At 67.7% G+C, this 13,038-nt stretch carries 8 protein-coding genes; 1 reads left to right on the top strand and 7 read right to left on the bottom strand.

Translation table 11 applies throughout. From position 1 onward, the window contains the following. Window positions 1–86 precede the first annotated feature (86 nt). The 7 genes from ACIF8S_RS01440 to ngcE all read right to left on the bottom strand — a co-directional run bounded on the left by ACIF8S_RS01440 (window position 87) and on the right by ngcE (window position 8,341). Entirely contained in the window at window positions 87–1,382 is a 1,296-nt protein-coding gene (locus ACIF8S_RS01440; RefSeq protein ID WP_399996668.1) for a sugar ABC transporter permease, read from the bottom strand. Beyond that, window positions 1,379–2,170 carry an ATP-binding cassette domain-containing protein gene (locus ACIF8S_RS01435; RefSeq protein ID WP_186568366.1) on the bottom strand — a complete coding sequence of 264 codons (792 nt, stop codon included), beginning with the start codon at window positions 2,168–2,170 and terminating at the stop codon, window positions 1,379–1,381. The genes ACIF8S_RS01440 and ACIF8S_RS01435 overlap by 4 nt, the downstream gene beginning before the upstream one ends. A 178-nt stretch (window positions 2,171–2,348) precedes the next feature. Next, complete coding sequence (locus ACIF8S_RS01430; RefSeq protein ID WP_399996667.1) at window positions 2,349–3,449, bottom strand: sugar ABC transporter substrate-binding protein; 1,101 nt, start codon at window positions 3,447–3,449, stop codon at window positions 2,349–2,351. 134 nt (window positions 3,450–3,583) lie between these two features. Further along, the gene (locus ACIF8S_RS01425; RefSeq protein WP_399996666.1) at window positions 3,584–4,795 is read right to left on the bottom strand and encodes an ROK family protein; all 1,212 of its coding nucleotides are present in this window, start codon (window positions 4,793–4,795) and stop codon (window positions 3,584–3,586) included. 228 nt (window positions 4,796–5,023) lie between these two features. After that, window positions 5,024–5,932: a carbohydrate ABC transporter permease gene (locus ACIF8S_RS01420; RefSeq protein WP_399996665.1), complete on the bottom strand. Its 909-nt coding sequence runs from the start codon at window positions 5,930–5,932 to the stop codon at window positions 5,024–5,026. After that, window positions 5,929–6,990 (bottom strand): carbohydrate ABC transporter permease, encoded by a 1,062-nt coding sequence (locus ACIF8S_RS01415; RefSeq protein ID WP_399996664.1) that lies wholly within the window; start codon window positions 6,988–6,990, stop codon window positions 5,929–5,931. Before ACIF8S_RS01415 ends, ACIF8S_RS01420 begins: the two co-directional genes overlap by 4 nt. A gap of 7 nt (window positions 6,991–6,997) precedes the next feature. After that, window positions 6,998–8,341, bottom strand: a complete 1,344-nt coding sequence (gene ngcE, locus ACIF8S_RS01410; protein ID WP_399997055.1) for an N-acetylglucosamine/diacetylchitobiose ABC transporter substrate-binding protein — start codon at window positions 8,339–8,341, stop codon at window positions 6,998–7,000. 674 nt (window positions 8,342–9,015) lie between these two features. Here ngcE and ACIF8S_RS01405 point away from each other — a divergent pair. Beyond that, on the top strand, window positions 9,016–12,822 hold the full coding sequence (locus ACIF8S_RS01405) for a GH92 family glycosyl hydrolase (protein WP_399996663.1): 3,807 nt from the start codon (window positions 9,016–9,018) through the stop codon (window positions 12,820–12,822). Window positions 12,823–13,038 lie beyond the last annotated feature (216 nt).

Here is a 13,038-nt window from a genome sequence, read left to right as displayed (position 1 = left end):
GACAACGCCCTTAGGGGCGGGGCTGTATCGACCTGCGGCTCCGCCGCGCGGGCGCGATCAACCACAGCTCACCCGCGGCGAACCAACTAGGCCCGCCCCGCGGACTTCTGCGTCTTCCTGGTGACGGCGTCGATGACGACCGTCGCCAACAGCACACCACCGGTGATCATGTACTGCACCGGCGAGGCGATACCCTCCAGCGCGAGCCCGTACTGGATGGACACGATGACCATCACACCGAGCAGCGCGTCCCACGTGCGGCCACGACCGCCGAAGAGGGACGTACCGCCGATGACGGCGGCGGCGATGACGTTCATCAGGAACTCACCGGTACCGGCGCCCTGGTTGGCGGAGGCGATCTTCGACGCGACGAACAGGCCGCCCATCGCGGCGAAGGTGCCGGCGATCGCGAAGACCGAGATCCGGATCAGCTCCACGTTGATGCCCGCACGGCGGGACGCCTCGACGCTGCCGCCGAGCGCGAACACCTTGCGGCCGTAGGAGGTACGGCGCAGCACGAAGTCCGTGAGGACCAGGAAGGCCAGGAAGACCACCACGGCCAGCGGCAGGCCCTTGTACTGGTTGAACACGATCGCGACGACGAACGCCAGGATCGCGAGCAGCACCGTCCGCACGATGATCTCGTTCAGCGGGCGGGAGGGCACACCGGCGGCCTCACGGCGGCGGTTGTCGAAGAACGCGGCGAGGAAGTACGCCACGGTCGCGAGCAGCGCCAGACCGTACGCGGCGGCCACGTCGGTGAAGTAGTAGCTGGTCAGCTTGACGACCAGCCCGTCGCTGTCCAGGTTGATGGTGCCGTTGTCGCCCAGGATCTGGAGCATGAAGCCCTGCCAGAACAGCAGGCCGGCGAGGGTGACGGCGAAGGCCGGGACGCCGATCCGGGCGAAGATGAAGCCGTGGATCGCGCCGGCGACCGTGCCGGTGAGGATCGCCAGCACCAGGGCCAGGATCTCGTTCATGCCGTGCGTGATGTTCAGCACGGCGAACGTGGCGCCCGCGACACCGCTGACGGAACCGACCGACAGGTCGATCTCGCCGAGCAGCAGGACGAAGACGATGCCGACGGCGATCATGCCGGTGCCGACCATGGCGACGGACATGTCGGAGAAGTTGCCGGCGGTGAGGAAGTTGCCGTTCAGGCTGGTGAAGATGGCCCAGATGATCAGCAGGCCGACCACGACGGGTATGGAGCCGAGGTCACCGGCCTTCATCTTCCGCTTGAACTCGTTCCAGTACCCCACGAGACCCTGCTCGCGCACGAGCAGGCGCGGGTCGACCACGGTGACCGCCTTGGCGGCCGCTTCGGGGTTGGCCACGGACTTGTCTTCGGCGGTGGGGGTGGAGGTCTTCTCGGTGCTCACTTCGCGATCTCCCCATTGGTGCGCGCCGCACGACGGGTCACGGCGTTGTCCGTGGCGCCCGTGATGGCGGAGATGATTTCTTCCTGCGAGGTCGACTTGACCTCGAAGACGCCGTTGTTGCGCCCGAGGCGCAGGACGGCGACCTTGTCCGCCACGGCCTTCACATCGGCCATGTTGTGGCTGATGAGGATGACCGCGTGGCCGCGCTCACGGAGCCGCTCGACCAGGTCGAGGACCTGCGCGGTCTGCTCGACGCCGAGGGCCGCGGTGGGCTCGTCGAGGATGACCAGCTTGGGCTCGCCGAGCATGGAGCGGGCGATGGCCACGACCTGGCGCTGACCGCCGGAGAGCGAGGCGATCGGGATACGGACGCTGGGGATGCGGATCGACAGGGTGTCGAGGAGCTCGCGGGAGCGGCGCTCCATCTCCACCTCGTCCAGGACACCGCGCCTGCGGATCTCCCGGCCCAGGTAGAGGTTGCCGACGACATCGATGTTGTCGCACAGCGCGAGGTCCTGGTAGACCGTCGCGATGCCCAGGCTCTGGGCGTCGTGCGGCCTGCTGATCTGCACCGGCTTGCCGTCCCACTCGATGACGCCCTCATCGATGGGATGCACGCCGGCGATCGTCTTGACCAGCGTGGACTTTCCGGCTCCGTTGTCGCCCACCAGGGCGACCACTTCACCGGCGTGGACCTCAAGCTCGACGTCGGTGAGCGCCTGGACGGCACCGAACCGCTTGGAGACCCCGCGCAACGCCAGCACGGGCGTAGCGGACACGTGAACCATCTCCTTCGCCGCCTGACCCGGCGGGAGGTTGTGCAGAGGATTGGGGGGTGTTTCCGTCCGGCGCCCCGCGTAGCTTGCGGGGCTGTGGTGTGCGGGGCGCCGGCGGAAGCGTGTGGCAGTCGGTCCCGTAGGGGAGTCCGGGTCACGGACTCCCCGGGTCACGGGACGCGGAGGCTGCTTACTTCAGGTTGATCGCGTCGCAGGCGGCCTTGTACTTGTCCGTGCAGATCTCCTGGACGGTGTAGATGCCGTCCTTGATCACGGTGTCGTTGATGTTCGCCTTGGTCAGCGACACGACGGGGACGATCACCGACGGGATGCCCTTGTCGGTGGGGCTGTCGACCTTGTCCTTGGCGATGGAGTCCAGCGACTTGCCCTGGGCCAGCGCGACGGCCATCTCCGCGGCGACGTTCGCCTCCTGCGGGTACGGCTTGTAGACGCTCATGTACTGCTCACCGGTCACGATGCGCTGCACACCGGCGAGTTCGGCGTCCTGGCCGGTGACCGGGATGTTCTTCAGGCCCGCGGCCTTGAGGGCGGTGATGATGCCGCCCGCCATGCCGTCGTTGGCGGAGTAGACGCCGACGATCTTGTCCTTGCCGAGCGCGGAGATGGCGCCCTGCATGTTGGCGTTGGCGTTCTCCGGCTTCCACTCCTTGGTGTCGTACTCGCGCCCGACCTTCACCTTGCCGTCGAGGACGGAGTGCGCGCCCTGCTTGAACATGGCGGCGTTCGGGTCGGTGGAGGAGCCGTTCATCATGACGATCTGGCCGCTCTTGGCCTTGTCGCCCAGCGCCTGCAGCAGGGCCTCGCCCTGCGTCTTGCCGACGGTCACGTTGTCGAACGACGTGTAGGCGTCGATCGGACCCTCGGCGAGGCGGTCGTAGGCCACGACCGGGATGCCCGCGTCCTTGGCCTTCTTCACGGAGCCGGCGATGGCCTTGGCGTCCACCGCGTCCACGATGAGCACGTCGACCTTGTTGGTCACCATCGTGTCGACCTGCTGGTTCTGCAGGCTGGCGTCCTGCTTGGCGTTGGCGTAGACGACCTCGCCCTTGTTGTTCGTGAGCTCCTTGACCTTCTTCTCGATCAAGGGCTTGTCGAGCTTCTCGTACCGCGCGGTCTGGTTCTCCGGCAGGAGCAGCCCGACCTTGATGTTGTCGCCCTTGGCGGCGGAGTCGCCCGAGTCACTCTTGTCGCCGGACTCGGCGGCGCTGCCACAGGCGGCGAGCGAGACGGCCATCGCACCCGCGGCGATGGCAAAGGCTGCACGACGCATACGCGTGTTCACTTCTACAAACCTCCCTGACGAGGCCGCGTCGTTGCGGCCGAGGTGGCTGGAAGTCAACTCGGCCGCGCGTGCGACGTCAAGAAGTAAATCCTTAACGAGATGGCAACGGTGCCATCCGTTCTCTAAGTGAAGGCAGGGGTGGAGGCGGCGAGGGACCCCGTCGCAGTTCCGTCCAAAAGGGTCGAATCGCCCATTTCACTCAGCGCCAGGGCGAGGGCGCCGAGCACCTCCGCCCGGCCGCCAAGTGCCCCAGGAAGCACGGACAGTTGGCGTGCCGCACTGGGGATGGCATAGCGTCCCACGGACTCCCTTATGGGCCCGAGAACCAGCTCGCCCGCCTCGGCGAGATCGCCGCCGAGCACCACCCGGCTCGGATTCAACAGGTTGCAAAGATTGGCCACACCCGACCCGATATGACGCCCCACGTCGGCGACCACGCGCCGGCAGCCCGGGTCGCCGTCCCGCGCCAGCCGCACGACGCCCTCCATGGTCAACTCCGTGCCGTGGCTGGGCTGGAGGAGCGGCAGCACGTAGCGCGCGGCCGTGAAGGTCTCCAGGCAGCCGCGGTTGCCGCAGCGGCAGACCGGACCCGACTCGTCAAGGGTGATATGCCCTATTTCGCCCGCAGTTCCGCCTGGCCCGCGGTAGATCTTTCCGCTGATCACCAGACCCGCCCCGACACCGCTGGCGACCTTGATGTACGCCAGGTCGCGCACCCCCCGGCCGCTGCCCCAGACCATCTCGCCGAGGGCGCCGAGGTTGGCGTCGTTGTCCACGTGCACCGGTACGCCGAGCCGCCCCCGCAGCTCCTCGGCGGGCCGGGTGCCGGACCAGCCGGGCAGGATCGCGGTGGACCCCAGCGTGCCGGACTCCACGTCGATCGGCCCCGGCACGCCGAGACCGACGCCCGCGACCTTGGACCGGTCCACGCCGGTGGCCTCGACCAGCCGGTTGACCAGCTGTTCCGCCCGGTCGAAGCCCTGCGAGGAGGAGGCGTCCACGTCCAGCGGCTCCGCCTCCTCCGCCAGCACCTGGTGGGCGAGGTTTCCGACCGCGACCCGCAGGTGGGTGTGGCCGAAGTCGACCCCGATGACGATGCCGGCATCCCCGCTCAGCGATACGCTGCGGGCCCGGCGTCCCCCCGAGGAGGTGGGGGTGACCTCGACCGTCCCGCCCTCCTTCAGTTCCCGGACGATGTTGGAGACCGTGGCCGCGGACAGGCCGGTCGTCCTCGCGATCTCCGCCTGGGTCAGGGAACCCGCAAGACGTACTGCTCGGACGACCCGCTCCAGGTTGGCTCGGTGCAGCGACGACTGCGACCCCGGAGTCTCCATTGACTCTCACCCTCATCCCTGGCCCGCGTCACCCTGGGCGACGAGGCCTTGTACAAGTTATGAAGTCCAAACTCCGCTGAATCGCCCAGTGCCGTCAAGACCTTGACAGAAATCGGTTCCAGCCCGTGTCCGGCCGACTACCCGTGGTGCGCCACAGGGGTCCGGCCCCGGAGAGCTGTCTCTCCGGGGCCGGACCCCTGTGCACGACGGGCGGAGCGGCGGTGGGCGTCAGCGGAAGGTTCCCTGCGACACCGAACCGGCGATCCGCCGCTGGAAGACGCAGTAGACGATCAGCACGGGCACCACCGTGATCACGATCGCCGCGAACAGCGCGCCGTAGTCGATGTCGTAGACCTGCGAGGAGGCGTAGGCGGCCATGCCCTGGGTGAGGACCCACATGTCCTGGTCGGTGTTGAGCGCCACCGGCAGCAGGAACTGGTTCCACAGCCCCAGGAAGTTGAAGATCGCCACTGCCGCCATGCCCGGACTGGCCATCGGCAGCATCACCTGGAAGAACGCCCGCCAGTCCCCGGCACCGTCGATCAGCGCGGCCTCGTACACGTCGTGCGGCAGCGACCGGAAGAACGAATAGAGGAAGAACATCGTGAACGGCAGCGCGAAGGCGACATAGGTGAGGATCAGTCCGAGACGCGTGTTCAGCAGCCCGAAGTTCTGCAACTGGAAGAAAAGCGGAACGATCGCCAGGAAGACCGGGAAAGTCAGGCCGGCGAGCATGACGTAGTAGATCAGCCGGCGGCCGGGGAACTCGAACCGGGCGAGAATGTAGGCGCACATCGCGCCGAGCAGCATCACCAGGATCAGTGCCGAGACCACGACGATCGCGGAATTCAGGAAATACCTTCCGATGTTCGCGTCGGTCCACGCGTTCGCGTAGTTCTCGATCCGCCAGTGATCCGGCAGCGAGAACGGCGACGAAAGGATCTCGCCGGTCGATTTGAACGACGACATCAGCACCCACAGCATGGGCACGATCACGATCACGGACCACAGGATCAGCAAGGTGTGCGAGATCGCCGCGAATCTGCGGTCGCTGCTCACGGCGACGCGCGTCAGCTTCCGGTCTCTCGCCGGTTCACGGTCACTGGCCGTCTTCCGGTCTGCGGCGATGGCGCTCACCCGGCACCTCCCTTGGCTGCGGCACGCCGGGCTCTCGCCCCAGGTGCTTTCTTCCTGCTCTCGCCCTCGCCGCCGCCCGTGAGGCGGTTGACGAGGAACACCAGCGCCGCGAACACCAGGGTGACGACGGCGAGGACGACGCCCATCGCGGTGGCGTAGCCGAACTGCTGCTTGGCGAAAGCGACGTTGAACAGACGCTGGCTGATCGTCAGGGTCGAGTTGTCCGGGCCGCCGTTCGGCACCATCGCCTGCACGTAGACGAACGCGTCGAGGGCGGCGATGCCCAGGTAGATGTACGCCGTCTGCACGCTGTCCCGGATCGCCGGCAGGGTGATCGAGACCGTGGTGCGCAGCCGGCCGGCCCCGTCGATCCTCGCCGCCTCGTACAGCTCGGCGGGAACGCCCTTGATCGCGGCGATGAAGAGCACCGCGTAGAACCCGACGAGCCCCCAGATGATGACGAACATCACGGCCGGCATCGCCGTCGCCTTCTCGCCCAGCCACGCGAACGTGTCGAACTGGTCGAGGCCGAGGCCCGTGAGGACGCCGTTGAGCAGCCCGGCGTTCGGGTCGTACATCTGCGCCCAGATCAGACCGACGATGATCGCCGGCACGACGTAGGGGAAGAACGAGACGATCCGGTAGAACGACGCTCCCCGGATCCCCCGGACGGGGCCCTTGCCGGGCCCTCCCAGGGTGATGGCCACGGCGACCCCGAGGGCGAGCGTCAGCGTCACCAGCGGCACGAAGACCGCGAGGAGTGCGACGTTGCGCAACGCCTTCAGGAAGATGTCGTCCTGGAACATCTTCGTGAAGTTGTCGAAGCCGACGAAGTTGTAGTCCGGGCTGAAGCCGCGCCAGTCGGTCATCGCCCAGAAGATCGCCTGGCCGAACGGGATCAGGACGAAGATCACGAAGATGGCCAGCGGGACACCGAGGAACGCGAGGAAGAACGTCACCCGGTCGAAGGTGAGCTTGCGGCGCCGTGGCCGCCCACCGCGAGCGGCCGGCCCGGGCCGGCGGCTCGCGGTCTCGGCAGTGGGGGTCGATTCCTTCATCGCGGTGCTAGCTGACCTTGACCTTGTCGACGGAGTCGTCCTCCCGGACCTTGTCGGAGATCTTCTGCAGGGCGGAGGTCAGCCCCTTGCCGTCGAGGTCCCCGGCGAGGAACGAGTTCCACGGCACCAGCTGGTCGGTGTTCATGCCGTAGGTCTCGACGAACATGTAGTTGAAGATGTTGGTGCCCGCGGCCTCCAGCATCGTCGTCTGCGAGACGAGGGCCGTCGATCCGTAACCGTCGGCGGGCACGGTGCCCTTCACGATCGTCGGGGCCAGCTTCGTCTTGGAGAAGTTGGCGGCCGCCTTCTCCGACAGCATCGCCCGCAGCACCTCCTTGGCGCCGGCCGGGTTCTTGCCCTGCCGGGGCACGATGAACGGCTCGCCGGCGGCCGCGCGGAGCGACTCGTAGGGCAGCGCGGGCTTGTCGGTGAGCGTCATCGACGGGAAGCCGGTCATCTGGAAGTCGGCCTTCGTGGCCTTCTTCATCTCGTTCTCGATCCAGCCGCCGGACGGGTAGAGCAGCGCCTTCTGGTCGTTGCTCCAGATCGCCTGCGCCTTCTGGAACTGGGTGCCGGAGCCACCGGGGACGAACATCTTCTGCCTGACCATGGTCTCCATGACCTTGATGACGCCCTGGACGGCCGGGTGCGACCAGCAGCCCTTCTCCAGGTTCTCCAGGGCGAGCCGGACCTCGTCGCCGCCCTCCTTGATCGCCGAGTCGATCAGGAGCGTGCGGTAGTAGGTCGCCGCTTCCTTGCCGTGGACGAAGAGGTACTTGCCCTTCTTCTTCGCCTGCTGGCCGAGGTCGAGCGCCTCGTCCCAGGTCTTCGGCGGGGTCCAGCCGTTCTCCTCGAACAGCGTCTTCGAGTACCAGACGCCGTACACGGTCATCACGTAGTTCAGCGCGACGAACTTGTCCCTGAACGTGCCGGGGGCCTTGACGCCGGGGTAGACGATGTCGGCGATCTTCTTGCCCTCGTAGGTGTTGGCCTCGAAGAGGTCGTCGAGCTCCTCCAACTGGTCGAGGATGCCCAGGAAGCCGATCTGGTCCTCACCGGAGTTGTCGATGAGGTCCGGCGGGTTGCCGCCGACGAAGCGCGGCTGGAGCTGGGGGGCGATGTCGACGACCGGCTTGACCTGGACCTTGAGGCCCTTGACCTGGCTGCCGAGCACCTGGTTGGTGTAGCCGACGTAGTCGGTGCCGTAGCCGCCGTCGAAGATGGCCGCCTCGACCGTGGAGTTCGCGGCGACACCGAACGGGTTCGTGGCGCTCTTCTCGCCCTTCGGGCCGCTGCCGCCGCCGCTGTCCTTGCTGGAGGGAGAGCTGCACGCCACCGCGAACGAGCCCACCGCCGCGGTGGCGATGGCCCCGCGCAGGAGCGTCCGCCTGTCAAGAGAGCCGGCACGAATGGTCATCTCTGCATCCTCACTGATCGATTGGCTCGGTACGGGGGTGCTGCGTGTGCGCCCGCCGCGGCCGGACCGGTCCTGTACCGGCCGTACGTGGGGCGTTGTCGCCGTCGTCTCGGAGCCGCGGTGCGGCGCCGGTGATCAGCTGAGCGATGCCGGCACAGAGGTCGCCGGGGCCGGAGTGGTGGTCGCACTCCGCCTGATCGGATCGCCATGGCCTACGCCGGAAATGGGGCCCATGCTCAAGTCCTCGCCTTCTCCAGGACTCAGGCGGTGAACCGGATCATTCCCGGCACCGCGTTCGGGTCAAGCTGGGTCGTGCAGGAAGTGCGGCTGGTACGGGGCGGGTGCGGTGAAGATTGCCCCGGAGTGCCGACAGGTATAGTCCACTTCACGCCGACGGAGCAAGATCGAATGCAAGGTTCCCCATACGTCTTTTCCGAGTTGAGACCTCCAGGAAATAAGAGCCTCGGGCACCTTACGCAACGGAAAAGTCCACGCCATCGCTTGCGAATGCCACAATCAACCCCTTGACATCACAGGCCACTTGGCCACTACTGGTCCTTGCGCACTGCAATTGACAACGTTGTCCAACGCAGGGAGGGTGCTCGCGCATGCAACAGAGGGTTCGGCACAGATGGGGAACGGCGGTCGTCGCGACGACCGCCTTCGCTTTGGCCGCGGGCTCACAGGGCGTCGCGGTGGCGCTTCCCGAGGCGCCGCCGAGGACCGACCGGGAGTTCTCCTCGTCGTTCGAGTCCGGGGACCCCGCCCCGGACTGGCTGAACACCGTGGAGACCACGCGAGGCGGCGGCAAGCGCGCCTCCGGCGTGAACGGCGGGTACAGCGCCGGCATCCCCGGCAACGTCACCGACCACGTCACCGAGGTCCGGGCGAGCGCGGAGAACACCTCCGGCCGGGAGGTGAAGGAGCACCTCGTCGACAGTCTGTCGAGCACCAAGTGGCTGGCCTTCGAGCCCACCGCCTGGCTCGAGTTCGATTTCGACGCGCCGGTCGAGGTGCAGCGCTACGCGCTCACCTCCGCCAACGACCACGACGAGCGCGACCCGCGCGACTGGACCCTCAAGGGCTCCACCGACGGGGAGGACTGGAAGACCCTCGACACCCGCTCCGGCGAGAAGTTCACCGAACGCTTCCAGACGAAGACGTACGCGCTGGACGCGTCCGTGGTCGGCGAGTACCGCCACTTCCGGCTGGAGATCACCAAGAACGGCAGCGGCGACCTCGTGCAGCTCGCCGACGTCCAGTTCGCGGCCGGCGGCGAGGACGAGCCGGTGCCCGAGGACATGCTGTCGCTGGTCGACCGCGGCCCGACGGGCTCCCCGACCGCCAAGGCACGGGCCGGCTTCACCGGTACGCGCGCGCTGCGCTACGCCGGCCGGCACCTCGCCGACGGGCGGGCCTACTCGTACAACAAGGTGTTCGACGTCAATGTGAAGGTCGAGCGGGACACACAACTGTCCTACCGGATCTTCCCGTCGATGGCGGACGGCGACCTCGACTACGACGCCACGAACGTCGCCGTCGATCTCGCCTTCACCGACGGCACCTACCTGAGCGACCTGCGCGCCACCGACCAGCACGGCTTCCCGCTCACCCCGCGCGGGCAGGGCGACGCCAAGGTCCTGTACGTCAACCAGTGGAACAACGTGGTCTCCCGGATCGGCTCGGTGGCCAAGGGCAGGACGGTCGACCGGATCCTGGTGGCGTACGACTCCCCCAAGGGCCCGGCGAAGTTCCGCGGCTGGCTGGACGACGTGGCGCTGAAGCAGGTGCGGCCCGAGCCGCCGAAGGCCCATCTGTCGGACTACGCGGTGACCACCCGCGGCACCAACTCCAGCGGTAGTTTCTCGCGCGGCAACACCTTCCCCGCGACGGCCGTGCCGCACGGCTTCAACTTCTGGACCCCGGTGACCAACGCCGGCTCCGACAGTTGGCTGTACGAGTACGCGGCGGCCAACAACGACGAGAACCTGCCGACCATCCAGGCGTTCAGCGCGAGCCACGAGCCGAGCCCCTGGATGGGCGACCGGCAGACCTTCCAGGTGATGCCGTCGGCCGCGGAGGGCACCCCGGAGACCGGCCGCGAGGCCCGCGCGCTGCCCTTCCGGCACGAGAACGAGACGGCCAGGCCGTACTACTACGGAGTGCGGTTCGAGAACGGCGTGAAGGCCGAGATGGCGCCGACGGACCACGCGGCGATGATGCGTTTCACCTACCCCGGTGACGACGCGAGCGTCATCTTCGACAACGTCACCGACCAGGCGGGGCTGACGCTGAACGAGGAGGACTCCTCCTTCACCGGCTACTCGGACGTGAAGTCCGGCCTGTCCACCGGCGCGACCCGGCTGTTCGTCTACGGCGAGTTCGACAAGAAGGTCACCGGCGGCGACTCCAAGGGCGAGCGGGGCCACCTGCGCTTCGACGCGGGCAAGGACCGCACGGTCACCCTGCGCCTGGCCACCTCGCTGATCGGCGTCGACCAGGCGAAGGACAACCTGCGCCAGGAGATCGGGCGCAAGACCTCCTTCGAGAAGGTCAAGCGGGACGCGCAGCGCCAGTGGGACCGCATCCTCGGCAAGGTCGAGGTCGAGGGCGCCACCCCGGACCAGCTGACCACGCTCTACTCCAGCCTCTACCGGCTGTACCTGTACCCGAACTCGGGCTTCGAAAAGGTCGACGGAAAGGACAAGTACGCCTCGCCGTTCCAGCGGATGCCGGAGCAGGACACGCCGACCCACACGGGCGCGAAGATCGTGGACGGCAAGGTCTACGTCAACAACGGCTTCTGGGACACCTACCGGACGACCTGGCCCGCGTACTCCTTCCTCACCCCGTCCAAGGCCGGTGAGCTGGTCGACGGGTTCGTGCAGCACTACAAGGACGGCGGCTGGACCTCACGCTGGTCCTCCCCCGGCTACGCGGACCTGATGACCGGCACCTCCTCGGACGTGGCGTTCGCGGACGCCTACGTCAAGGGCGTCGACACCTTCGACGTGAAGGCCGCGTACGACGCCGCGGTGAAGAACGCCACCGTGGTGCCCCCGTCGTCCGGCGTGGGCCGCAAGGGCATGGAGACCTCTCCGTTCCTCGGCTACACCAGCACCGAGACCCACGAGGGCCTGTCCTGGGCCCTGGAGGGCTACCTCAACGACTACGGCATCGCCAAGATGGGCGAGGCGCTGTACAAGAAGACCGGCGACAAGCGCTACAAGGAGGAGTCCGCCTACTTCCTCAACCGCGCCCAGGACTACGTCAACCTGTTCGACTCCGAGGCCGGCTTCTTCCAGGGCCGCGACCTCAAGGGCGACTGGCGGGTGAAGTCCTCCGAGTACGACCCCCGGGTCTGGGGCTACGACTACACCGAGACCAACGGGTACGGGTACGCGTTCACCGCCGCCCAGGACAGCCGGGGCCTCGCCAACCTGTACGGCGGGCGCAAGGGCCTCGCCGACAAGCTCGACGAGTACCTGTCCACGCCCGAGACGGCCTCCCCGGACCTCAAGGGCTCCTACGGCGGCGTCATCCACGAGATGATCGAGGCGCGCGACGTCCGGATGGGCATGTACGGCCACTCCAACCAGGTGGCCCACCACGCCCTGTACATGTACGACGCGGCCGGGCAGCCGTGGAAGACGCAGAAGAACGTGCGCGAGGTGCTGTCCCGCCTCTACACCGGCAGTGAGATCGGGCAGGGCTACCACGGCGACGAGGACAACGGCGAGCAGTCCGCCTGGTACCTGTTCTCCTCGCTCGGCTTCTACCCCCTGGTGATGGGCAGCGGCGAGTACGCCATCGGCTCCCCGCTGTTCACGAAGGTCACCGTGCACCTGGAGAACGGCCGCGAGCTGGTCGTCAAGGCGCCGGGGAACAGCGCGAAGAACGTGTACGTGCAGGGGCTGAAGGTCAACGGCAAGCGGTGGAACTCCACGGCGCTGCCCCACTCGGTGATCGCCAAGGGCGGGGTGCTGGAGTTCGACATGGGCCCGCGCCCGTCGTCGTGGGGCACCGGCAAGGACGCGGCGCCGGTGTCGATCACCCAGGACGACGAGGTGCCCACGCCCCGCACGGACGCCCTGAAGGGTGACGGCGCCCTGTTCGACGACACCTCGGCGACCGGCGCGACGGTGACCGAGGTCGAACTGCCGGTGGAGAAGGCCGCTGAGGCGGTCCAGTACACGCTGACCTCCTCCGACCACGCCAAGGCGCCCACCGGCTGGGTGCTCCAGGGCTCGGCGGACGGCACCACGTGGCAGGACCTGGACCGGCGGACGGACGAGTCCTTCCGCTGGGACAAGCAGACCCGCGTCTTCTCCGTGGCGAAGCCGAAGCCGTACGAGCACTACCGGCTGGTGCTGACCGGTGAGGCGACGCTGGCGGAGGTGGAGCTGCTGAGCTGACCCCGCGCTCACCTGGCGGGCCCGGACCTCTGGTCCGGGCCCGCCTTTTCGGCTGGGGACGCCCCCTGGCCACGGGTACCGCGGGAGCCTCCGGTGGACCGGAAAGGGGTTGTGACGGACTCAGGGGACTGTGACACCGCCTGGCTGCCCGCCGTCGCGTTCCGCGCGGGCGGCACCCGCCGTTCGGTGCCCTGCGGGGCGCCTCGGGCCCTGGCG

Source organism: Streptomyces sp. NPDC085937 (assembly GCF_044540535.1).
Lineage (GTDB): Bacteria > Actinomycetota > Actinomycetes > Streptomycetales > Streptomycetaceae > Streptomyces.
This window is presented reverse-complemented; position numbering and strand designations above follow the sequence as displayed.

Bases quoted from the DNA above. Each gene is read 5' to 3' on its own strand.
- ACIF8S_RS01425 (WP_399996666.1), bottom strand. From the start codon at position 4,795: ATGGAGACTCCGGGGTCGCAGTCGTCGCTGCACCGAGCCAACCTGGAG.
- ACIF8S_RS01430 (WP_399996667.1), bottom strand. From the start codon at position 3,449: ATGCGTCGTGCAGCCTTTGCCATCGCCGCGGGTGCGATGGCCGTCTCG.
- ACIF8S_RS01415 (WP_399996664.1), bottom strand. From the start codon at position 6,990: ATGAAGGAATCGACCCCCACTGCCGAGACCGCGAGCCGCCGGCCCGGG.
- ACIF8S_RS01405 (WP_399996663.1), top strand. From the start codon at position 9,016: ATGCAACAGAGGGTTCGGCACAGATGGGGAACGGCGGTCGTCGCGACG.
- ACIF8S_RS01435 (WP_186568366.1), bottom strand. From the start codon at position 2,170: ATGGTTCACGTGTCCGCTACGCCCGTGCTGGCGTTGCGCGGGGTCTCC.